This is a genomic window from Qipengyuania sp. ASV99 (assembly GCF_047872805.1).
In the GTDB taxonomy this organism is placed as follows: domain Bacteria; phylum Pseudomonadota; class Alphaproteobacteria; order Sphingomonadales; family Sphingomonadaceae; genus Erythrobacter.
Genome location: NZ_JBLQUK010000005.1, coordinates 83,328 through 104,549, shown reverse-complemented (window position 1 = coordinate 104,549; position 21,222 = coordinate 83,328). Strand labels below are relative to the sequence as shown.

Here is a 21,222-nt window from a genome sequence, read left to right as displayed (position 1 = left end):
CCGCAGCCATGCTCGACGCCAAGCTCCGCCCGCTGATCGATCCGACGCTCAACCGTGCGGGGCACGCATTGGCGGGCCTGGGGGTGAGCGCGAATATGCTGACATTTGCGGGGCTGGCGCTGGGTTTGGGCGGGGCGGCGGCGATCGGGTTTGGCGCGGTCTGGCTGGGGCTGACTCTCATCATCGCCAACCGGCTGATCGACGGGCTCGACGGTGCCGTGGCCCGGGCGAGCGCGCCGACCGATCTCGGCGGATATTTCGACATCGTCGCCGATTTCGCGTTCTATGTTTCGATCCCGCTCGGCTTTGGGGTCTTGGCCGCAGAAAACACACTGCCCGCGTTGGTGATGGTCGCCAGCTTTGTGCTGACCGGTGTGAGTTTCCTCGCCTTCGCCGTGATCGCTGCCAAGCGCGGGGCGGAGAATGCGGCGCATGGCAGGAAGAGCTTTTTCTACTCCACCGGTCTTGCCGAAGGGACCGAAACCATCGCGGTGTTCATCGCCATGTGCCTGTTTCCGGCATGGTTCGCGGCGATTGCCTATGCCTATGCGGCGCTCTGCGCGGCGACCGTGGTTCAGCGCAGCGCGATGGCGGCGTCTCAGTTTCGCTAAACGCGGATCAACGTTGACCGATTTGCGCCGCGACACGCTCGCGCAATTCGGTGATGCGCGCGGCATTTGCGCCAAGGTCGCTGCGCCCGACGCGGCTGACCGAGCGGAAGTCGATCTCAGCCTCGCCCACGCGCGCCACTGCGTCGTCCTTGAAACCATACCAGAACGATTCCGCCACGCCTTCGACCCGGCCCGCCGCGACGTCTGGACGAATGTCGCTCATCCCCATTTCGCCCATTGCAGCGGCGACCGCAGCGACCGCATCGGCCTTGCTCGCCCCGCCCAGCGGCAACGGAGACAACGCGGAGTAGGTGTCGTTGATTATCTGCGCATGGCTTTTGATCGCCAGTTCGGGCGCGGTGCCTGCGAACAGCTCAATCTCGCCCAGCGGGGTCTGATAGTCGCTGAGCGGGTTGGCACCGCCCTGCGTGCGGGCCTGCATTGTCGCGGCGGAAAAGGTGGGCGGATCGGCAGTGTCGGTGGCGACGTCATGGATCGGGTTGGCCCCAGCCTTGCCCCCGACCGAGGCAAAGCCAGCGAACATCCCCGCCGCCACAAATACGCCGATTGCGCCAATCGCAATGGTGAATTTCTGGCGCGGCTTCTTAACAATGCCGACAATCATGGAAATCAGCGCGACCACTCCGACGATCCCGAGCAACGGCGGACCGGCGGTGAAAGTCATGCCAACCAGCCCGGTCATCCAGCCCCACAGCCCGACTTTCGTGCCCAGCGCGGCGATCATAAAATAGATCGGCAGAAAGATGAGCAGGGCGAGGACGAGCTTTGAATGCCAGGAGATGATTTTCATGATTGTCTCTTTAACGTCCGGTGTGCGATAGGCAATCCATTCGCGGCGCAAGGTCGGAAGGTCAGGCTTGTTTGATTGCAGGCCACCATCACCGCAAGCAGCGCTTCGAATGGAATGCAAGGGGTATGAAATTGCCCGGAAACCCAACGAAGTCTTGAGCGTTTAAGCATCAAGATCGCTCGTCATTGACACGGCATGATCCCGTTCGAGATTGAAATTATTGTTTTAATCGAATTGGATAGATGGTCTTGGTGGCGCGGAAGAGGTCTGAATAGAGCAGAGGGAATTTGATCATTATGCGTAAGATTGTTTTGAGCACTGTCGCGCTGGCCAGCCTCGTTGCGGTCTCCGCTTGCGGCGAAAGCCCCGCTTCGCAGGATGCACCGGCACCCGCAGCCGAAGCAGAGCCTGTCGTCGAAGCACCGGCTGAACCCGAGGTCGAACTGGCCTTTGCGGACCTGACCGGCGATGCCGAAGCGGGTAAGACCGTGTTCGTGCAGTGCAAGACCTGCCACCTGATCGAAGAAGGCAAGAACGGCGTTGGCCCCTCGCTTTACGGCGTTGTCGGCCGCGCAGCCGGAACCATCGAAGGGTTCAACTATTCCGATGCGAACAAAAACAGCGGCATCACCTGGACGCCCGAAGTCTTGTTCGAATATCTCGAATCGCCGCGCGATTATGTCCCCGGCACACGGATGGCCTTTCCGGGTCTTAAAGATTCACAGGACCGCGCTGACCTGATTGCTTATCTGCAAACCAACGGCGCTTAAGGTTCTGGTATTTTGCGAAATGATGTTGCCCCGCAGGCCCGAAATCCTTTTCGGCCTGCGGGGTAATCTGTTTTGGGTGACAGAGGGGCGGCGGTAAAGTTGGCCGTGATGCATCCCATGTTGCGCAGGCCGTGGTCGATGGCGCTGATGTTGCTGACGCTGTCCGCCTGCGACCGGCCTGCGCCCTCGCCAGAGCAAGCGTCATCCGATGCGCTGGCGACCGCTAGGTCAGACACCGCATCCCGGCCAGGTGGCGCTGAAACGACGCCTACTGGAAAAGTCATCGAGATCCGCATGTATACGGTCGATCCCGATGATCTCAGCCGCCAGCATGTCTTTAAACCGCGCCTGGTCCGCGCCGAAATTGGCGACACAATCCGCTTCGTTCCGACCGAGGTCAGCCATCAATCCTCTTCGATTGGAGCCATGCTGCCCGATGGCGTGAGCGGGTGGGAAGGCGCGATCAACGCCGAGGTGTCCTATGTCCTGCCGGCAGCGGGCCTGTACGGCTTTCAATGTGTGCCGCATTACGCCGCCGGAATGGTCGGCCTGATCGTGGTTGAGGGCGAGGGCAAGACCGACAATCTCGACGCTGCCAGGGCAGCCAGTCATCCCGGCCTTGGCGCACCGCAATTTTCCGCAATATTCGCCGAAGCCGACGAGCGCAGGATGTTCGACTGATCGCTGCTGTGCGCTTTGGCGCAGACCTTCAGGCGGCGCTGGCCATCCGTGCCAATTCGCATTGCGACCAGATTTCGGAAAGCGCGTTGATCAGCCGGTCAATGTCCCCGTCATCATGCACGGGCGAAGGTGTCAGCCGCAGCCGCTCTGTCCCGACCGGAACGGTGGGGTAATTGATCGGCTGCACATAGATGCCGTGATTGTCCATCAACCAGTCGCTGATGCGTTTGCATTTATGCGCATCGCCCACCATCACCGGGATGATATGGCTGGGATTGTGGAGGTGCGGGATGCCCATGATGTCCAGTTTGCGGCGCACCTGTGCGACCCGATCCTGTTGCAATTCGCGTTCCGCACTGCTGGTTTTCAAATGGCGTATGCTGGCGGCGGCACCGGCGGCCACAGCGGGCGGCAGCGCGGTTGAAAAGATAAAGCCGCTGGCAAAGCTGCGCACGAAATCAACCAGATTGGCGCTGGCTGCGATATAGCCGCCCATTACGCCGAACGCCTTGCCCAGCGTGCCTTCGATCACGGTGATCCGGTCCATCAGACCTTCGCGTTCGGCGACCCCGCCGCCGCGCGGACCATACAGGCCAACCGCGTGGACTTCGTCGATATAGCTCATTGCGCCGTGCTTTTCGCAGACGTCGAGAATTTCCGCGATCGGAGCGATGTCGCCGTCCATCGAATAGACGCTTTCAAAAGCGACGAGTTTGGGAACTTCCGGCCCGAATTCGGACAGCATCCGGTCAAGATCGGCAGGATCGTTGTGTTTCCAGATCTTGTAAGGCGCGCGGCTGTGGCGAATGCCTTCGATCATGCTGGCATGGTTCAGCGCATCGGAAAACACGACGCAGCCGGGGATCTTGCCCGCCAGCGTGCCCAGACCCGCCCAGTTGGAAACATAGCCCGACGTGAACAGCAGCGCCGCTTCCTTACCATGCAGATCAGCGAGTTCCGCTTCGAGTTCGACATGATAGTGATTGGTGCCCGAAATGTTGCGCGTGCCCCCTGCGCCCGCGCCGCATTCGTCAAGCGTGGCGTGCATCGCCTCTATCACGGCGGGGTGCTGCCCCATGCCGAGATAGTCGTTCGAACACCACACGGTTACCGCCTGCGTTTCTACGCCGACAAACCTGGTCGCATGGGGGAATTTGCCCCGGTGCCGTTTGATGTCGGTGAACACGCGGTAGCGTCCCTCTTCGCGTACGCTGCTGAGCTCGCCGGCAAAATAGGCTTCGAAATCCATGGGTTCACCCTCTGTTTGCACTGTATCAATTGCCATGATTGTCTTCTCACGTCCGTTCGATTTTCACCGGCCCCCGCCGCGAAAAAGCCCATCCCCACAACATCCCATCCCGGAACGGAAGTGCAAGGAATAAATGTTCCAGCGCGCCAAGCAGGCACAGCGCGGTCAGCAGGCTTGCGCCGATCATCTCGGGGCTGCCCGAAGGTGCCGCCATCGCTGCGCTTGCAAGCCAGCCGCTGAGGCCAAGAATGCAGGCCACCGACAGCGCCAGCAGCCAAGTCATCCGGTTGCGTCCGAAATAGCTTTTCAGATAATCCAGATGCACCGGCAGCATTTCCGAAGAGCTGTTGGGAACGCCGACGAACAGATTGATCTTGGACGATAATCTTAAGCCAAGCATCAACACGAACACCATCGCGCCGATCTGGTTGGGGGCGTTCCACGACAATGCGATCAACATCAACGCGGTCAGCGCCAGAGCGATTTCGTGATGTATGATGGTCGCGCTGGCCTGGGCAAAGCGTTCGATCCCGCGCACACCGGGCAGGCAGGCGGTCCGGCGGGGACCAGCCGCAGCGCCGGTAAGAAAACCGATTTCATGCCAACCCCACACCAGCAACGCGCCCACAAACGAGGCGTAGACTGCAATCACGCTGGCCGATTGCGAGGCAAACAGGATCGTGATCAGTCCGGCGATCCCCGCGCCTCCGCCAATCGCGAGGCTGCGGCGGAAAGTCGCGCGTTCGCGGTTGTCCGCCCAGGCAATCAGCCCGGTCGCCATAAACCAGATGGCCACCGTCACGATGAACGGGACAATATGGCCGCTCCAGCTTACCATGCGGGTTGAAGCCGGATCGATTGTGGCAGTTCATTCGGCTTTGTGCGATGGAAATACATCCGGGCAAAGCTGTATCCGGCGCTCACGGTGCCGCTGATGCGCTGTGCCATTCCGGCGATGCCGCCGCGCTCTTTGCCTTCTTCGATACGCAGCGCCGCTTTGCGCAGGCTTTCCATCTGACGGCGGAAAGCCGGGCTGTCGATGTCGAGTTCGACCGGGAAAACCTGTCGGCTGATCTGGTTGCAGATGCCGAACACCTTGTAATCATATTCGGTTGGATCGACCCCCAGCGCGCGGTGAAAGACCGGCCGGTTGTGATCGCGCACATACATTGTGGCATAGACCGACAACAGGAAGAACCGCACCCACAGCTTGTTCGCGCCTTTGAGCAGCTTCGGATCGGCGCGTAGCAACATGGCAAACGCTTCTCCGTGACGGAATTCGTCATTGCACCATTCCTCGAACCAATCGAAGATCGGGTGGAATTTGTTCTGCGGGTTCGCAGCGAGATGGCGGTAGATCGCAATATAGCGCGCATAGCCGATCTTTTCCGACAGATAGACCGCATAGAAAATGAACTTCGGTTTGAAGAATGTGTATTTCTTGGTCCGGGTCAGAAATCCCAGATCGACACCGATCCCGGCATCTTTCAGGCTTTCATTGATGAAACCGGCATGGCGGCTTTCATCGCGGGCGAGCAGTTTGAAAAGCTGCTTTACGTCCGGGTTCTTGGTCCGCTTGGCGATTTCGGCATAGAGCACGCAGCCCGAAAATTCCGAAGTCAGCGAGCTGACGAGGAAATCGGTAAATTCTGCACGCAGTTCCGGCTCCAACCCCTCGATCACGCCAGCAAAACTGTCATTGTGGCGAAAATGCTGCTTGTTGGGGTCGCCGATCATTTCATTGATCAGGTCATCCCATTCACCGCGCACGCTCGATACATCGATCGCGTCTAGCGCGTCAAAATCGGTGGTGTAGAACCGCGGGCTGAGCATCGTGTTCTGGGTGGCGATGGCCATCGCATCGTCTTTGGTGATCGCTGTATGGGCGTTCATTTGATCCTCCCGGCGTTAAAGCTCACTTCGTAGAGTTCGGCGAGATCGAAATAGGCGGCCAGCCGCGTAAGCAGCCGCGCCAACGGACCGGCGCGGGTCACGGTGGCCATGCGTTCAAACACTTGTTTGCTGCCAAACGGAATGGCGATGGGGTCGCCGTGGACGCGCACCTTGTCGCCCGGTTCAATTTTGACATCGCCGGTCAATTCGACATGCGCGTGAAAATGATTAGAGCTTTGCTCGACCGAAATCGTGCAGGGCGTTTCAAACCGCCGAGCCGAACTGGAAGGCGTCAGTGTTGCCGAATTCGCCATCAGTTCGCCTTCCCAGCTAGCTTGGTTTCATCCAGCATGGCGGCGAACACCGCGCGATTGTCTGCGCCGAACGATGCCAGTTCAATCGTTTCGCCCGTCGTGCTGTCGCGCAAAGTCAACGCGCCGCTGTCCCACGCGATGAGTTCGAATGGAGTGGCGCGACCGATCCCGTTGATCCGGCGCTTGTGGACGAGGCTGCGCATGGTTGACCGGATAAAGCCGCCGGTTCCGGGGCCAAAGCTGGAAATGACTTCCCCGGAAAACGCATCTTCAACCCGGACCGTGCCGTCGGCCTCGTCAAAAAACAGCAGCGAACGGGTCGCGGTGGACATGGTTCCTGCCGCCGCGCGCGCTTCGCTGGGGATGGATTGCCGTTCAAACAGGCCGAGGCTGACCATCGAAGTGAGCGCAATCGTGATTGCGATCAATCCGCCCATCAGCATCACCGGGACCCGGTGGACGGTGAATTCGTCCTCTTCATATTGCCGAACAATCATGCCGTTGCCCCCTTCATTGCATTTTGGCGCGGGCCATTGTTAGGCATAGCGCGCTGGCCATCAGACGCAGCAGCCTTGTGAACCGAAGCGGGAGCGGGAACATTGATCTCGGTCAAGTTTCGCTCAATCGCTGTGTGCGCCGCGCAGGCATCGGCGAGCAGCGCCGCCACGCTCTCCGCCTCTGGTACAGCGCGCAGCATCGGCTGCGGATGAGCATAACGCCACGGCCGGACATGCGGCCACAACAGGAAATATCCAAGCAACCGTTCCCCGACCAGTTCCAGCGCAATATCGCCGTGCCCTCCGCCGCGCTTTTTCAGATTGGCAGAAGTGACGTGTTTGAGCGGCACATTGATGCGCGTTTCAATCGCCATCCCGATCCGCAGAATCAGCCGCGTGTCGGTAAGGATATAAAGCGTGCTGCGAACGCTCAGCCAAGCCAGGCCATGCAGGATGCCCGCCGCCGTGACCCCAAGCACGGCGCAAACCGCCGCAACGTCAAGGTTGCCGAACGCCGCCGACACCGCGATCAGCGCTGCGAAATACATCCCAACTTTGCCGCTGTGAAACGCCGTGCGTGAAAGAAGCGACAGGTTCGGTCGCCCTTTCCACAACACGCGTTCATCAGGGGCAGGCGTGCCCATCGGGTCTCCTTCAGCCGAAGGACCCATGGCGTCGCCTTGCAGAGTTTCTGGTTGCATGATGTGATCCCCCATCATCTTACATCCAGGGTTCTGAGCGTTCGGGTGTGGCGTACAGATAGCCACCGCCGAAATAGGCCATGATCCGGTCTTCTTCGAAGCGGGTGATCTGACCCGCGATCTCAATGTCTGGCACGGCGTCGAACTGGTCCGAACGGATCGCATCAATATCGATCAGCTCTTTCTGGTCATCCACCAGCGGGGTAATCCCGCCCAGCCAGCCTTTGCCTTGCACTGCGGCAATAGCCATCGGCGCGAGCACTTTCTTGCCAGAATTGGTGGTCACTTCGAGATAGCGGATAATATGCTCTGCCTGATCGACCCAGACATCGCTGACGGTTCCGGCCAGTTTCTTGTCCGCGCCGTAAACCGGAAGGCCAACGGGGTCCCTGTCGTTCGGGGCGATTTCGATTTCGTGGCTAATGCCAATCGGCACAATGCGCGGGCGGCCATCGAAGGTGAGATCGGGATATTTCTCCCGGTTGGCATAGGCCGCTGGGCCAATCCCGTCGGCCATAGCATCTCCGGTCGGCACCCATGGTGCGCCGGTGCTGCCGAATGCCTGCCGCGCAGGGATGCTGACAGAATCGCGGGCGACATCTTCGGGTGTGTAGGTGCCGCGCCCATGCGGCAGTTTGAAGGTCTTCTTCCCGCCATCGGTCAGCGGAGTGCCGCGCATCACTGCGCCGGATTGTTCATGCTCAAGCGGGTAACCCTCGCGGCGGCTTTCGCGGTTGAGATAAAAAACCAGCCCCACGAAAAAGATGAAGAACAGGATGAACGCCAATTCGGCGACGTCGAATGTTCCGACGATATAGGTGTTATTCATTGCACTTTCCTCTCAATGGACAGGCGGCTGTGGCGGCAGTCCCCCGGTTGCGGCCGCGTGGCCCCCCATACTCCTTTGGACACGCGGTCATGTCGGGAACTCACGCAGGCCGAACGGCTGGACGGCGCTGTCCCCGGAATGGTTTGAATTGCTGCGCGCGCGGCCAACCAGCGGCCCGATCGCGGCAAGCGCTGCAAGCAGCAGCAGGATTTCGATGAGATAGACCGACGTATAGCCGGTCGCGCGGCTCGCCCCGATAATTACGGGCGCGGCGGCCTGTTCGCTGCTGATTGCCAGCATGGCGATCAGATCGCGCAATCCGCCGCCCAGCGCGATGCCCGCGCCCGCGCAGGTCGCCTGAACCGCGCCCCATGCCCCCAGCGCAAGGCCCGCAGTCTCGCTCTTGGCAAGGTTCATCGCCTCCATCAGCGTGCCGACCGAAAACAGCCCCAGACCCAGCCCGATCAACATGGCGCCGATGTAAAGCATCAGCGGCGAACCAAACGGCGCGGCAAATACAACCAGGAGAAAGGCGTTGAGCCCGGTCACCAAACCCGCTCCGGCCAGCCGCAAGGGATCGCCCCCGCGTGTCAGCGAACGGCCCGAAAGCATGAATCCCGCCAGCGCGCCGAATGCCCATACCCCCGTTAGCGCAGTCGTCGCGCCCACCGACAGCCCCAGCACTTCGCCGCCATAAGGCTCCAACAGCGCATCCTGCATCGCAAAGCCCGCCGCGCCGATGCCGATCGCGGTCAAGAGCCGCGCATTGCGTCCGTCGCGGACAAAGCCGTGCCACAATTCGCCAAAACTTGGCGCATCAGGATCGGGCTTGGTGCGTTCCGGGGCGCGTGCTTCCTGTTTCCACAGCGCCGCCAGATTGAGCGCCATAGTGAGCACCGCCGCGCCTTGAATCACCTGCACCAACCGGGTCGGCGAAAATTCGATCAACAGCCCGCCGATAACAAAAGCAGACAGCATCATCCCGACCAGCAGCATGACATACAGCAGCGCGACCGCGCGCGGACGCTTGTCCGCCGGGGCAAGATCGGTCGCCAGCGCCAGCCCGGCGGTCTGCGTAACGTGAAAACCGATACCGGTCAGCAGGAATGCAGCCGCCGCTGCGATCAATCCGCCGATGAAACTGTCTTCGCGGCTGAGCAGCAGCAGCGCAAACGGCATGATCGCCAGCCCGCCAAACTGCATCAATGTGCCAAACCAGATATAAGGCACCCGCCGCCAGCCCAGCGCCGAGACGTGCCGGTCGGACCGGTGCCCGATCAGCGCGCGAAACGGCGCGACCAGCAATGGCACCGCGATCAGCAGCGCGACCAGCCAAGTCGGCGTTCCCAATTCGACCACCATCACCCGGTTGAGCGTCCCGCTCAGCAGCACCATCGCCATCCCGACGCTGACCTGAAACAGCGAAAGTCGCAGCAGGCGGCCCATTGGCAATTCATCGCTCGCCGCATCGGCAAAGGGCAGCAAGGCCATCGCGGCCTGGCTGATCTTTACAGGGGGGCGAGGGGTCTTGCTCATCCGCGCTTCACCAATTCGAGTGCCTGACTGGTGTAAAACCCGCTGGATACGCGGTGCGTGCGGGCGATTTTCCAATCGCCAAGACGGCCAAGGCGCGCGCGCAATTCGGTTTCCGACACTGGCACGATGGCGGGCGAACGGTCGTTCTTGGGAAACACCTTGCCAACCGAATGCATCGCGCCGAGCAAGCGGGTGTGCGGAGCAAAGGTAAACAGGACCGACCGAGTCGCGCGCTGCGTCAATTGCTCGACCGCATCGACGAGGTCTTCGGGCGCGTAATGGATAAGCGAATCCATCGCCACGACATGATCGAACGAGCCAAATGCAGGATCGAGCATATCGCCCGAACGCCAGTGGATGCGGCCATGCCCGATAAATCCGGGGGTGCGTTCGCGGGCCACTTCGACCAGCCCGCCAGCCACGTCAACGCCGGTCACTTCTGCTCCGCGGCAGGCGGCCTCCACCGCCAATGCGCCGGTGCCGCAGCCCGCGTCGAGCACCCGGGTGCGGCGCAGATCATGCGGCAACCAGCCGAGCAAGGTGCTGCGCATCGCATCGCGGCCCGCGCGCACTGTGGCACGGATACCGCTGACCTTGGCATCCGATGTGAGGTCGATCCACGCCTTTTTCGCGGTGCTGTCGAAATAGGTCGCCAGCGCCTCGCGGCGCATATCGTACGGCGTTTCAGGAGAGCGAGTTGCCATTATTCAAACCCCAGGAAATCGAAAATGTCGCGGTCCTTCATCGGCTGGGCCGCGGATGGATCGACCCCGGCCCACAACATTGCCGCCAGCCGCAGATATTCGTCCTGCGCTGCGACCACTTCGGGATCGTCGCCCATTTCGAACAAGGTGCATTTTTTCAGGCGTGAGCGGCGGATTGCATCGACATCTTTGAAATGCGCGAGCCGCTGCATCCCGATCTTGTCACAGAACCGGTCGATCTCGTCGGTTTCGCGGCTGCGATTGGCGACCACGCCGGCCAGCCGCACGTCGTAATTCTTGGACTTGGCGGCGATCGCTGCAACGATCCGGTTCATCGCAAAGATGCTGTCGAAATCATTGGCCGCGACCACCAGCGCGCGTTCGGCATGTTGCAGCGGCGCGGCGAACCCGCCGCACACCACATCGCCCAGGACATCGAAAATCACCACGTCGGTTTCTTCGAGCAAGTGATGCTGTTTGAGCAGCTTTACCGTCTGCCCCACCACATATCCGCCGCAGCCCGTGCCCGCCGGCGGTCCGCCGGCCTCCACGCACATCACTCCGTTATAGCCTTCGAACATGTAATCTTCGGGCCGCAGTTCCTCCGAATGAAATTCAACCGTTTCGAGAACGTCGATCACCGTCGGCATCAATTTCTTGGTCAGCGTAAACGTGCTGTCGTGTTTCGGGTCACATCCGATTTGCAGGACGCGGTGGCCCAGTTTCGAAAAGGCTGCCGAAAGGTTGGACGAGGTTGTCGATTTGCCGATCCCGCCCTTGCCATAGACGGCAAAGACTTTCGCACCCTTGATCTTGTCGGCAGGGTCCAGCTGGACCTGCACCGATCCTTCGCCGTCGGTCGGGGTGAAGCTGGAGTTCGGAGTGTGCAAGTTCATGGCGTCAGATCCCTCTGTCTAATCTCATTCGGCCGCGAAGACGCCCTCAAGGCGGTCTTCGAGCTCATCATTGGCCTCGCGCAAGGCGGCGAGTGTGGCGTCGTCGGGTTCCCATAGATGCCGGTCGCAAGCCTCCAGCAACCGCCCGGCGACGCGGGCGGAGGCTTTGGGATTGAGATCGGAAAGGCGGCGACGCATGGCTTCGTCGAGGACGAAGGTTTCGGAAATCTTCTGGTAGACCCAAGGCGCAACCTCGCCGGTGGTGGCAGACCAGCCGAGCGTGTTGGTCACATGCTGCTCGATGCTGCGAACGCCCTCATACCCGTGGTCGAGCATCCCTTCGAACCATTTGGGGTTGAGCGTGCGGGTGCGCGTTTCGAGGTCGATCTGTTCGGCCAGCGTGCGCACCTTGGCGTTGCCGCGCGTCGCATCAAGGATATAGACCGGCGCGTCCTTGCCCTTGGCACGCGCTACAGACCGGCTGACCCCGCCCAGTCCATCGACATATTGGTCAAGATCGGTAATCCCAACTTCGATGCTTTCGAGGTTCTGATAGGTGAATTCGACATCGCGCAGTGCGCTGGTCAGCAATGCGCGGTGTTGCACCGGTGCGCCTTTGACCCCGTAAGCAAAGCCCTTGTTGATCTCGAACGCATTGGCGAGTTCATCGGGGTCCGCCCAGACGCCGCCGTCGATCATCTGGTTCACATTTGCACCGTAAGCGCCCTCCTGATTGGAGAACACGCGCAGCGCAGCGGTTTCGATATCGATGCCATGCGCCGAAGCATGGGCGAGGCTGTGCTTGCGGACGAAGTTTGCTTCGAGCGGTTCATCGGCTTGCGCGGCGAGCAGCGCGGCTTCGGCCAGCATCCTCGTTTGCAGCGGCAGCAGATCGCGGAAAATCCCCGACAGCGTCATCACCACATCGATGCGCGGGCGGCCCAGTTCTTCCAGCGAGATCAACTCCGCGCCGCACAGGCGGCCATAGGAATCGCGGCGGGGCCGGGCTCCCATCAACGTCAGCGCCTGCGCAATCTGGACGCCTTCGGATTTCATATTGTCCGTGCCCCATAGCACCATGGCGATGCTGGCGGGGAAATCTGCGCCATTGTCGACATGCCGCGCGATCAGCCGGTCGGCCTGGTCGCGGCCCTGCTGACAGGCATAATGCGAGGGCAGCAGGAACGGATCAAAGCCGTGAATATTGCGGCCTGTGGGCAGCACGTCGGGGTTGGCGACCACATCGCCGCCCGGCGCGGGCTGAACATATCCGCCATCCAGCGCGCGCATCAGCGAGCCGAGTTCGTCGCTCGAATCCAGTTTTTCCGCGAGCACGTCGCGCGGCGTCTGCGGCGATGCCTCGTGCATGGCATCCAGCATGTCTTCGCGCGCCGCGCCTTGCGGGTTGCGGCCCAGCACATGCAGGCCGTGCGGGATCAGCGCCTCTTCGAGTTCGTAAAGCTTGCCAGTGAGCGCATCGATGTCGTCATATTCAATGTCGAGCGCATCGCATTGATCCGCGATAATCTGAGCGAGTTCGGCGCGTTCCTGCGCGGCATCATCGCCGCCCGAAATCCGCCAGCGTTCGAGGCTGGCCTTGAGTTCGGTAAGACCCTTGTAAAGCCCGGCCTGCGCCAGCGGCGGGGTCAGATAGCTGATCAGAGTGGCCGCCGAGCGCCGTTTTGCCAGCATCCCTTCGGAGGGGTTGTTCGCTGCATACAGGTAGAAATTGGGCAAATTGCCGATCAACCGTTCGGGCCAGCAATCGCCGGTCATCCCGGCCTGTTTGCCCGGCATGAATTCAAGCGCGCCGTGGGTGCCAAAATGCAGCACCGAATCCGCGCCGAAATCCTCGCGGAGATAGCGGTAGAACGCGCTGAAAGCATGGGTGGGCGCGAAATTGCCTTCGAACAGCAGCCGCATCGGGTCGCCTTCATATCCAAAGGCTGGCTGAATCCCGACGAACACATTGCCGAAATGCGCGCCCAGGATCTGGATATGGCCGCCGTCGCTTTGCGCCTTGCCAGGGGCGGGGCCCCATTGCGCCTCGATCTCGGCCAGATGCGGCTCGCGCCGAACGTGTTCATCGGCGGGCACGCGGTGCGCGACATTGGCGTCGGTGCCGAACCGTTCGGAATTGCCCTGCAGGATCGCCTCGCGCAGCGCATCCACGCTGGAGGGAACCGCGACATCATAGCCTTCGGAGCTGAGCCGTTCGAGCGTGGCATAAAGCGATTCGTAAACTGCGATGAATGCCGCTGATCCGGTTGCGCCGGCGTTGGGCGGGAAGTTGAACAGCACCACCGCCAGTTTGCGCGCGGCCCGCTGCGACCGGCGCAGCGCAATCAGCTTTGCGACCCGCGCGGCCAAGGCTTCGGCGCGTTCGGGGCAGCTTTGCATCGGGCTAAGCCGCTCAGACATGGGCGCTTCGCAGGCCCGGCTGCATCCGCCGCACACCGCGCTGCCTGCCTTGAACCGTCCGCCAAAGACGCTGGGCGCGGTCGCGCCGTCCAATTCGGGCAAGGCGACCATCATCGTCGCTTCGAGCGGGAGCAGCCCCTGATCGCGCGCGCGCCATTCCTCGATCGACTGAAATTCGATCGCATGCGCCGCGATATAGGGCACATCGAGATCGCCCAGCACCGTGCGCGCAGCCTCTGAATCGTTATAGGCTGGGCCGCCCACCAGCGAAAATCCGGTGAGATTGACCACTGCGTCGACCACCACTTCGCCGCGGTGGGTAAAGTATTTCTCGATTGCGGGGCGCGCGTCCAGCCCGCTGGCAAACACGGGGACGACTTTCATCCCCGCTGCCTCGAATGCGGCAATCGCGCCGTCATAATGCCCGCTGTCACGGCCAAGCAGATAAGACCGCAGCAGGATCAGACCGACGGTGCCATTGCGGCCTTCGCCATTGGCCTTGCCGTCTTGCGGCAGCAACCGCAGGCTGTCCGAAATGCGCTGCCGTGTGCGCGGATGATAGACCCCGGTTTCGGGATATTCGAGCGGAGCCTGCGCCGCTGTTTCTCCGCGCCGCCCTTCGCGCTCGCCCGACGCATAGCGGTCGATCAGCGCGCGCACCATGGCGACAACATTCTCATCAGAGCCCGACAGCCAATATTGCAGCGTCAGGAAATAGGCGCGCACATCCTGCGCTGTGCCGGGAATGAATTTGAGGATCTTGGGCAGGCGCCGCAGCATCTTCATCTGCCCTGCGCCAGAGCTTGCGCCCTGTTTCTTTGACCCGCGCAATTTCTTGAGCAGGGCCAGCGGACCTTTCGCCGGGGCATCCATGCGGTATCCGCCCATCCGCGTCAGCTTGACCACTTCGCCCGCCGACATCAGGCAGACCATGGCGTCGCAATGTTCGCGCCGCGCTTCGAGCGTGGGCAGGATCGCGCGGACGTGATCGTCTAGGAACAGCATCGTGGCAATTACGATGTCAGCATCGTCAATCGCCGCCTTGGCCTGTTCCAGCGCGGTGCCTTCGCGGTCCCAATCGGACGCGGCGTGCAGGCTCAGCGCAATATTGTCCGACCCGAGCACCGCATCCGCGCGCTCGACGGCGCCTTTGAGGTGATTATCGAGCGTGATAATCGCCACGCGCACAGGCGCTTTGCCGGAGAACGCAGGGAGGGCGGCCTTACCGTGCATAATGCGCCTTTGCGTCGTAAAGCGTGTCGAGATCGATCTGCGCGCGGCCTTGATCCTGCGCGAAAGCTTCGGTGTTGCGGCGCGCCTTACCGCGGACGAAAAAGGGTATTTTCTTCAGTTCGCGTTCGGCCTCGCTTGTCCAGAGATTGGCGTCATTGGCGGGCTCTGCCATGGGCGCGGGTTCATTGGCCGGGATATTCGCCGATTGCCCCGCCGCCTTGGGCGAATGGGCGGCATGATGCGAAGCGCCCGCTTCGTCGGAAAATTCGAAATCCTCGCGGAACATGGTGAGTAGATGCTCCTCTAGCCCCATCACCAGCGGGTGAACCCAGCTGTCAAAGATCACATTCGCGCCTTCGAAACCCATTTGCGGGGAATGGCGCGCGGGGAAATCCTGCACATGGACAGGCGACGAAATCACCGCGCAGGGGATCCCCAGACGCTTTGCAATGTGCCGTTCCATCTGCGTGCCCAGCACCAATTCGGGCGCGGCCGCCGCAATCGCATCCTCTACCGCCAGATGATCGTCAGTGATCAGCGGCTCGACCCCGTACAGCTTTGCCGCATCACGGATGTCGCGGGCAAATTCGCGGTTGTAACAACCCAGTCCGCAGACCTCGAAGCCCAGTTCGTCGCGCGCAATCCGGGCGGCGGCGACGGCGTGGGTGGCATCGCCAAAGATAAAGACGCGCTTTCCGGTGAGGTAGGTCGAATCGACGCTACGGCTCCACCAGGGCATCCGGGAATGGGTGTCGCCGAGAGCAGATGTGGGATCTGCACCTGCCAACTCGGCGACTTCGGCAATGAACGCGCGTGTGGCGCCCACACCGATAGGGATGGTCCGGATCGCGGGCTGATTGAACGTGCGTTCAAGCCAGCGAGCGGCCTCATCTGCTATTTCGGGATAGAGAACGATGTTGAAATCAGCCGCGCCAATGCGCGCAATGTCCGCAGGCGACGCCCCGAGCGGAGCGACGAGGTTCACTTCGACGCCCAAAGCATCAAGGATCTTGCGAATTTCGACCAGATCGTCGCGGTGCCGGAAGCCTAGTGCGGCTGGGCCAAGGATATTAGCGCGAGCCTTGCGACCTTCGCGCATACCGGGCGACGCGCCCTTGTCGGCCAGATGGCGCACGACCTGATAGAATGTTTCGGCTGCGCCCCAGTTTTCCTTGCGCTGATAGCTGGGCAGTTCGAGCGGGATTGCCGGGCAGGGCAGGTCCATCGCCTCGATCAGACCGCCGGGATCATCCTGAATCAGTTCCGCGGTGCATGACGCGCCCACGATCATCGCCTGCGGTTTGAACCGCGCCGCCGCCTCGCGCGCAGCGTCCTGAAACAATTGCGCGGTGTCCTTGCCCAGATCGCGCGCTTCGAAGGTGGTGTAGGTCACCGGTGGACGCTTGCCGCGCCGTTCGATCATCGTGAACAGCAGGTCGGCATAGGTGTCGCCCTGCGGCGCGTGCAGGACATAGTGCAGCCCTTCCATCGCGGTGGCGATGCGCATCGCTCCGACATGGGGCGGTCCTTCATAGGTCCAGACGGATAGCTGCATCGCCTATACCTCCAGCACGTCGCGGCGCCGCAGCGGCCGGGCAAAGAGTTCGGCAAGATCGCCCGCCTGATCGAAACCATGGATCGGCGAGAACACCAGTTCGATCGCCCATTTGGTTGTGAAGCCTTCGGATTCCAGCGGATTGGCAAGGCCCAAGCCGCATACGGTCAGATCGGGCCGGTCGGCGCGCACCCGGTCAAGCTGGCGGTCAACATGCTGTCCCTCGCTGATCCGGGCGGAAGGCGGGATCAGGTCCAGTTCCTGCGCCAGATGCGCGCGGTGGAGATAGGGCGTGCCGATTTCGACCGGGACCATACCAAGCTCGGTCGAGAGGAACCGCGCCAGCGGAATTTCCAGCTGAGAATCGGGCAGGAAGCTGATGCGTTTGCCATCGAGCGCGGCGCGCGCATGTTCGATTGCGCGCTTGGCCCGCTCGCGTCCCGGCGCAACCACTCGGTTGAAATGCATTTCATCAATGCCGAATTCCTGCGCGGCGGCATGGAGCCAACCGGTCGTGCCTTCCGCGCCAAACGGGAACAGCGCATCGATCCGCTCCGCGCCGCGATCTTCGAGCGCCTGTGCGGTCGCCGCCAGGAACGGCTGCGCGAGCAAATAGCGTGTGTTCGGTCCCACCGGCGGCAGATCGCGGGCATTGCGCGCGGGCAGCACGCCGACATTGGTGATGCCCAATTGATCGAACAGCCGCAGAAACTGGTCTTCGACAATATCGGGGAGCGCGCCCACGATCAGCAATTGCTTGCCCGCATCGGGTGCGGATTTGGGCATTTCCGGGGCCAGCGCGGCCAGACAGGCGTCCTCGCCCTGGGTGAATGTGGTCTCGATCCCGCTGCCCGAATAATTGAGGATGCGGACCCGCGGCATATGCTGCGCGCCAAGCCGTTCGGCAGCTTTGCCAAGGTCAAGCTTGATGACTTCGGAAGGGCAGGAGCCGACGAGGAACAGCGTCTTGATATCAGGGCGGCGTTCGAGCAGCCGGGTCACCACGCGGTCGAGTTCATCCTGACAATCGACCATGCCCGCCAGATCGCGTTCTTCCATGATTGCGGTGGCAAACCGGGGTTCGGCAAAGATCATCACGCCCGCCGCCGATTGCAGCAGATGGGCGCAGGTGCGCGAACCCACGACGAGGAAGAATGCATCCTGCATCTTGCGGTGCAGCCAGACGATCCCGGTCAGCCCGCAGAACACTTCGCGTTGGCCGCGCTCGCGCAGGATCGGGCGCGGGGTTTCGGCAAGAGCAGCGGGCTTGGCACAGCCGGCGAGGGTCTGAACCCCGCTCATGCCGGGAGGCCCTGAGGCAGGGATGACTGAAGCCTTGCCATCCGCAATTTCCAAAGGAATTGCCCGGCGTTGATGATATAGGCCGCATAGGCCGCCAGTGCGACCGCCAGGCGTTGCTCCAAAGTGCCGAAATCGCCCAGCAACATCGTCAGATACAGCGTGTGCAGCGCCAGCACGAGCATCGAGAAAACGTCTTCCCAGAAAAACGCCGGAGCAAACAACCAGCGCCCGAACACGACTTTCTCCCAGATCGAGCCGGTGATCATGATGGTGTAGAGCACCAATGTCTTGACCACGATTGAAGCATCGGCGGCAAACGCGCCTTCGCCGCTGGCGAGGGTGCGAATCACCAGACCAAGGCTGATGAGGAACACGAGAAATTGAATAGGAGCGAGGATCCCTTGAACCAGGGTCCAGACCGACTCGTCCCGGCGCCGGCGCTCCTCTGGTGAGTAGAGCCCCCCGGTCATCCCCTGCTGCGCATTGTCCTGCCGCCTCTTGGGAGCAGGCCCGGCGGGGAATGCGTGATTCTGCCGAGTCATCCTCATTGATAGCCTTTTGCTGTCAGGATCGAAGCCTACGCCTATCAATCGAAGAGTGTCAAATTTTTTAGACGTAAAACATTTTAGACAGTCATTGAGACCGGATTGGCGGCTCTCGCGGCGTCTGGGAAATTGCCTGCGTTGCGTATCGTTTTGAGTTGGTATAGCCTCGCGACTCTGGCGGATAAGGAGTCGGACATCATTCGGCCTCGCCAGTTGCCGCGCGCTCTGATCGCGCGGGGCCGGTCACTAAGGCCGGGAGAGGGGAAGGGGCTGGTATGGCAACCTCCAGTGATTCCAGGGCTATTGGCGCTGCACGGGTATTCGGTGCGGGTTCGGCGGCGCTACGCAGGGTCATGGTGAACCCGCTCAGACGGCGGCGATCCGGTTCTGGTGAACGCATACAGGATGCCCGCCATGACAGCGCAGACCTGCCAGGCGACTCGATCAATTCCATCATCGAAGGCGAATTGATCCCGCGGCTGATGATGGCGCATTCATCGGGGTCGCAGCGCAGCAACACGGCCGGAAAATCCGAAATTGATCCCGCTGCTGCCAAACGGTTTTCCACTCTGCCGCTCAGCCTGGAGGCGTGCAGCCTGCTCGAAGAAGTGGACGCTTTTCTAGATGACGGGGTCAGCGTCGAGGCGGTCTATCTTGATCTTCTTGCACCTTCCGCACGCCGACTCGGCATTATGTGGGAAAATGACGAATGCGATTTCATCGACGTCACAATGGGATTGTGGCGTTTGCAGGAGGTGATGCGCGAAGTTTCTTCGCGCGCGCCGATCCGGTTAAAGGCACCGGCCGCCGATGCATGCCGGGCGCTGTTTGCGCCCATGCCGGGGGACCAGCATGGCTTTGGCGCGCTCATCATTGATGAGATTTTTGCCCGCGCCGGCTGGCAAAGCACCGTGCTGACCAAACCGCTGCGCAAGGAATTGCTCGACATGTTGTCGCGCGAACCGTTTGATCTTGTCGGATTGACGCTTTCACGCGATTGCCCTAGCGCGGCGATAACAAATCTAATAAAGGCGATGCGCAGCGTGTCTGCAAATCCGCACCTCTCCATTCTCGTCGGTGGTCATATGATCAACCAGAACCCTGCAATTGTTGCCGAAGTGGGAGCCGATGGGACCGGCGCCGACGCTCGTGCCGCGCTTAACGTGGCTCAGCGTCTGGTTCAGTCCGCCCCGGTGCGAGCGCACCAGATTCGATAAGGCCCCGCGCGCATGCTTACCCGCAAGCACTCCATCGAAGGCAAGAACCCGTTTGGCAAGGCGGCCGAACTGTTTGATGCGCTTGATGCGGACGCAGCGATGAAGCTGGCGATGGTGGCGGGCGACATCACGCTTATCCTCGATGACACTGGCACCATCCTCGATACCGCATTCGATCCCAGCGATTTTCCTGGTTTCGAAGGGTGGGAAGGGACCAACTGGATCGAAACCGTAACCACCGAAAGCCGCCCCAAGGTCATGGAAATGCTGGCGGCGGCGCGGCGCGGCGAGGTTCAGCATTGGCGGCAAGTCAACCACCCGACCCGCGACGGCGATGTGCCGATCCGTTATGCCGTGTTGAGCGTGAACGGCGGCGAACATCGCATCGCGTTTGGCCGTGACCTGCGCGATGCAGGCAAGATGCAGCAACGCCTTTTGCAGGTGCAGCAATCGCTGGAGCGCGATTACATGCGCATGCGCCAGCTCGAATCGCGCTATCGCATGTTGTTCAGCCTTTCGGGTGAGGCGGTTCTGATCGCAGAGGCGGCGACGCTGCGCATTCGCGAGGCTAACCCGGCGGCGCATGCCTTGCTGGGCGCACGTGCTGGCAGTCTGCCGGGCAAGAAGCTACCGGCGCTGGTGAACCGGGCGTCGCGCGATACTTTGCAGACTATGGTTGGCGCGGCCTTGGCATCTGATGCGGTGTCGCCAGTGCCGCTCACCATCGCCAGCGGATCGCAGCCGGTCATGGCTTCGATTTCGGGTTTCACTCAGGATCGCGGGCAATTTCTGCTGCTGCGGCTTGCGCCTGCGGATGCAGGGGAGGCGCAGGGCCAATCTCTCGGACAATCGCCGGTGCTCGAACTGGTGGATGCCATGCCTGACGCGTTTCTGGTGGCCGACGCCAATCTCGAAGTGGTCAGCGGCAACAACGCCTTTGTTGAACTGGTTCAGGCGGCGAGCCTCGATCAATTGCGCGGCAAGCATCTGTCAAACTGGATCGGGCGGCCAGGGATCGATCTTGACCTGATTGAAGGACAGATCGATCAACACGGCGCGGCGCGCAATGTCACCACGGTGCTGCGCACGGGCGACAATATCGAAGGCGAACCGATCGAACTGTCGGCGGTGCGCAGCGGGCGCGAAGGCGCTTATTATGGCTTTGTCATCCGCCCCATCGGGCGCAGGCTGCGTGATCTTCCGCCCGGATCGCAGGATCTGCCGCGCTCGGTCGAACAATTGACCGATCTGGTCGGGCGCATGTCGCTAAAAGAAATTGTCCGCGAAAGCACCGATCTGATCGAGCGTTTGTGTATCGAGGCGGCGTTGCAATACACATCGGACAATCGCGCATCGGCAGCGGAGATTCTGGGCCTTTCGCGCCAGAGCCTCTATTCCAAGTTGCACCGCCACGGTCTGGGCAATCTGACGGGCGAGGCTGACTAGCATCTGGGTCA

The 21,222-nt window shown here is 61.4% G+C and carries 20 protein-coding genes; 5 read left to right on the top strand and 15 right to left on the bottom strand.

Annotated elements, in window-relative coordinates; genetic code table 11:
* Nucleotides 1-8: 8 nt before the first annotated feature.
* The gene (locus ACM64M_RS08095) at nt 9-611 is read left to right on the top strand and encodes a CDP-alcohol phosphatidyltransferase family protein (RefSeq protein ID WP_416228171.1); all 603 of its coding nucleotides are present in this window, start codon (nt 9-11) and stop codon (nt 609-611) included.
* A gap of 7 nt (nt 612-618) precedes the next feature.
* On the opposite strand, the gene ACM64M_RS08090 is transcribed toward ACM64M_RS08095, so the two are convergent.
* Nucleotides 619-1,422: a DUF1499 domain-containing protein gene (locus ACM64M_RS08090; protein ID WP_416228170.1), complete on the bottom strand. Its 804-nt coding sequence runs from the start codon at nt 1,420-1,422 to the stop codon at nt 619-621.
* A gap of 296 nt (nt 1,423-1,718) precedes the next feature.
* Here ACM64M_RS08090 and ACM64M_RS08085 point away from each other — a divergent pair, with 296 nt between their 5' ends.
* Nucleotides 1,719-2,192, top strand: coding sequence for a c-type cytochrome (locus tag ACM64M_RS08085; RefSeq protein WP_416228169.1), 474 nt, complete (start codon nt 1,719-1,721; stop codon nt 2,190-2,192).
* Between the two features lie 117 nt (nt 2,193-2,309).
* Nucleotides 2,310-2,873, top strand: coding sequence for a plastocyanin/azurin family copper-binding protein (locus tag ACM64M_RS08080; RefSeq protein WP_416228168.1), 564 nt, complete (start codon nt 2,310-2,312; stop codon nt 2,871-2,873).
* A 28-nt stretch (nt 2,874-2,901) separates the two neighbouring features.
* On the opposite strand, the gene hemA is transcribed toward ACM64M_RS08080, so the two are convergent.
* From hemA to bchF, 14 genes are all read right to left on the bottom strand, one after another.
* On the bottom strand, nt 2,902-4,122 hold the full coding sequence (gene hemA, locus ACM64M_RS08075; RefSeq protein ID WP_416228236.1) for a 5-aminolevulinate synthase: 1,221 nt from the start codon (nt 4,120-4,122) through the stop codon (nt 2,902-2,904).
* Between the two features lie 46 nt (nt 4,123-4,168).
* Nucleotides 4,169-4,960: a putative photosynthetic complex assembly protein PuhE gene (puhE, locus tag ACM64M_RS08070; RefSeq protein WP_416228167.1), complete on the bottom strand. Its 792-nt coding sequence runs from the start codon at nt 4,958-4,960 to the stop codon at nt 4,169-4,171.
* Complete coding sequence (gene acsF / locus ACM64M_RS08065; RefSeq protein WP_416228166.1) at nt 4,954-6,015, bottom strand: magnesium-protoporphyrin IX monomethyl ester (oxidative) cyclase; 1,062 nt, start codon at nt 6,013-6,015, stop codon at nt 4,954-4,956. Before acsF ends, puhE begins: the two co-directional genes overlap by 7 nt.
* Nucleotides 6,012-6,329 (bottom strand): hypothetical protein, encoded by a 318-nt coding sequence (locus ACM64M_RS08060; protein WP_416228165.1) that lies wholly within the window; start codon nt 6,327-6,329, stop codon nt 6,012-6,014. Before ACM64M_RS08060 ends, acsF begins: the two co-directional genes overlap by 4 nt.
* Nucleotides 6,329-6,826, bottom strand: coding sequence for a photosynthetic complex assembly protein PuhC (gene puhC / locus ACM64M_RS08055; RefSeq protein ID WP_416228164.1), 498 nt, complete (start codon nt 6,824-6,826; stop codon nt 6,329-6,331). Before puhC ends, ACM64M_RS08060 begins: the two co-directional genes overlap by 1 nt.
* Nucleotides 6,823-7,527: a photosynthetic complex putative assembly protein PuhB gene (gene puhB / locus ACM64M_RS08050; protein WP_416228163.1), complete on the bottom strand. Its 705-nt coding sequence runs from the start codon at nt 7,525-7,527 to the stop codon at nt 6,823-6,825. The genes puhC and puhB overlap by 4 nt, the downstream gene beginning before the upstream one ends.
* 19 nt (nt 7,528-7,546) lie before the next feature.
* Nucleotides 7,547-8,356, bottom strand: a complete 810-nt coding sequence (puhA, locus tag ACM64M_RS08045; RefSeq protein ID WP_416228162.1) for a photosynthetic reaction center subunit H — start codon at nt 8,354-8,356, stop codon at nt 7,547-7,549.
* 87 nt (nt 8,357-8,443) lie between these two features.
* Complete coding sequence (locus ACM64M_RS08040; RefSeq protein WP_416228161.1) at nt 8,444-9,892, bottom strand: BCD family MFS transporter; 1,449 nt, start codon at nt 9,890-9,892, stop codon at nt 8,444-8,446.
* A complete protein-coding gene (gene bchM / locus ACM64M_RS08035) occupies nt 9,889-10,596 on the bottom strand; it encodes a magnesium protoporphyrin IX methyltransferase (protein WP_416228160.1) in 708 nt (235 codons plus the stop codon). The genes ACM64M_RS08040 and bchM overlap by 4 nt, the downstream gene beginning before the upstream one ends.
* On the bottom strand, nt 10,596-11,492 hold the full coding sequence (gene bchL / locus ACM64M_RS08030) for a ferredoxin:protochlorophyllide reductase (ATP-dependent) iron-sulfur ATP-binding protein (protein WP_416228159.1): 897 nt from the start codon (nt 11,490-11,492) through the stop codon (nt 10,596-10,598). Before bchL ends, bchM begins: the two co-directional genes overlap by 1 nt.
* Before the next feature lie 24 nt (nt 11,493-11,516).
* A complete protein-coding gene (locus ACM64M_RS08025) occupies nt 11,517-15,146 on the bottom strand; it encodes a magnesium chelatase subunit H (RefSeq protein ID WP_416228158.1) in 3,630 nt (1,209 codons plus the stop codon).
* Nucleotides 15,136-16,701, bottom strand: a complete 1,566-nt coding sequence (gene bchB, locus ACM64M_RS08020; RefSeq protein WP_416228157.1) for a ferredoxin:protochlorophyllide reductase (ATP-dependent) subunit B — start codon at nt 16,699-16,701, stop codon at nt 15,136-15,138. Before bchB ends, ACM64M_RS08025 begins: the two co-directional genes overlap by 11 nt.
* A 3-nt stretch (nt 16,702-16,704) precedes the next feature.
* Entirely contained in the window at nt 16,705-18,003 is a 1,299-nt protein-coding gene (locus ACM64M_RS08015) for a ferredoxin:protochlorophyllide reductase (ATP-dependent) subunit N (RefSeq protein ID WP_416228156.1), read from the bottom strand.
* Complete coding sequence (gene bchF / locus ACM64M_RS08010) at nt 18,000-18,473, bottom strand: 2-vinyl bacteriochlorophyllide hydratase (RefSeq protein WP_416228235.1); 474 nt, start codon at nt 18,471-18,473, stop codon at nt 18,000-18,002. Before bchF ends, ACM64M_RS08015 begins: the two co-directional genes overlap by 4 nt.
* A 350-nt stretch (nt 18,474-18,823) precedes the next feature.
* On the opposite strand from bchF, the gene ACM64M_RS08005 reads away from it, so the two are divergent.
* Together ACM64M_RS08005 and ppsR are read left to right on the top strand one after the other, a co-directional pair.
* Nucleotides 18,824-19,765, top strand: a complete 942-nt coding sequence (locus tag ACM64M_RS08005; protein ID WP_416228155.1) for a cobalamin B12-binding domain-containing protein — start codon at nt 18,824-18,826, stop codon at nt 19,763-19,765.
* Between the two features lie 12 nt (nt 19,766-19,777).
* Nucleotides 19,778-21,211, top strand: coding sequence for a transcriptional regulator PpsR (gene ppsR / locus ACM64M_RS08000; RefSeq protein WP_416228154.1), 1,434 nt, complete (start codon nt 19,778-19,780; stop codon nt 21,209-21,211).
* Nucleotides 21,212-21,222 lie beyond the last annotated feature (11 nt).

Excerpts from the sequence above, each read along its gene's own strand:
- ACM64M_RS08095 (WP_416228171.1), top strand. The coding sequence starts at position 9 with ATGCTCGACGCCAAGCTCCGCCCGCTGATCGATCCGACGCTCAACCGT.
- ACM64M_RS08090 (WP_416228170.1), bottom strand. The coding sequence starts at position 1,422 with ATGAAAATCATCTCCTGGCATTCAAAGCTCGTCCTCGCCCTGCTCATC.
- ACM64M_RS08085 (WP_416228169.1), top strand. The coding sequence starts at position 1,719 with ATGCGTAAGATTGTTTTGAGCACTGTCGCGCTGGCCAGCCTCGTTGCG.
- ACM64M_RS08080 (WP_416228168.1), top strand. The coding sequence starts at position 2,310 with ATGTTGCGCAGGCCGTGGTCGATGGCGCTGATGTTGCTGACGCTGTCC.
- hemA (WP_416228236.1), bottom strand. The coding sequence starts at position 4,122 with ATGGATTTCGAAGCCTATTTTGCCGGCGAGCTCAGCAGCGTACGCGAA.
- puhE (WP_416228167.1), bottom strand. The coding sequence starts at position 4,960 with ATGGTAAGCTGGAGCGGCCATATTGTCCCGTTCATCGTGACGGTGGCC.
- acsF (WP_416228166.1), bottom strand. The coding sequence starts at position 6,015 with ATGAACGCCCATACAGCGATCACCAAAGACGATGCGATGGCCATCGCC.
- ACM64M_RS08060 (WP_416228165.1), bottom strand. The coding sequence starts at position 6,329 with ATGGCGAATTCGGCAACACTGACGCCTTCCAGTTCGGCTCGGCGGTTT.
- puhC (WP_416228164.1), bottom strand. The coding sequence starts at position 6,826 with ATGATTGTTCGGCAATATGAAGAGGACGAATTCACCGTCCACCGGGTC.
- puhB (WP_416228163.1), bottom strand. The coding sequence starts at position 7,527 with ATGCAACCAGAAACTCTGCAAGGCGACGCCATGGGTCCTTCGGCTGAA.
- puhA (WP_416228162.1), bottom strand. The coding sequence starts at position 8,356 with ATGAATAACACCTATATCGTCGGAACATTCGACGTCGCCGAATTGGCG.
- ACM64M_RS08040 (WP_416228161.1), bottom strand. The coding sequence starts at position 9,892 with ATGAGCAAGACCCCTCGCCCCCCTGTAAAGATCAGCCAGGCCGCGATG.
- bchM (WP_416228160.1), bottom strand. The coding sequence starts at position 10,596 with ATGGCAACTCGCTCTCCTGAAACGCCGTACGATATGCGCCGCGAGGCG.
- bchL (WP_416228159.1), bottom strand. The coding sequence starts at position 11,492 with ATGAACTTGCACACTCCGAACTCCAGCTTCACCCCGACCGACGGCGAA.
- ACM64M_RS08025 (WP_416228158.1), bottom strand. The coding sequence starts at position 15,146 with ATGCACGGTAAGGCCGCCCTCCCTGCGTTCTCCGGCAAAGCGCCTGTG.
- bchB (WP_416228157.1), bottom strand. The coding sequence starts at position 16,701 with ATGCAGCTATCCGTCTGGACCTATGAAGGACCGCCCCATGTCGGAGCG.
- ACM64M_RS08015 (WP_416228156.1), bottom strand. The coding sequence starts at position 18,003 with ATGAGCGGGGTTCAGACCCTCGCCGGCTGTGCCAAGCCCGCTGCTCTT.
- bchF (WP_416228235.1), bottom strand. The coding sequence starts at position 18,473 with ATGACCGGGGGGCTCTACTCACCAGAGGAGCGCCGGCGCCGGGACGAG.
- ACM64M_RS08005 (WP_416228155.1), top strand. The coding sequence starts at position 18,824 with ATGGCAACCTCCAGTGATTCCAGGGCTATTGGCGCTGCACGGGTATTC.
- ppsR (WP_416228154.1), top strand. The coding sequence starts at position 19,778 with ATGCTTACCCGCAAGCACTCCATCGAAGGCAAGAACCCGTTTGGCAAG.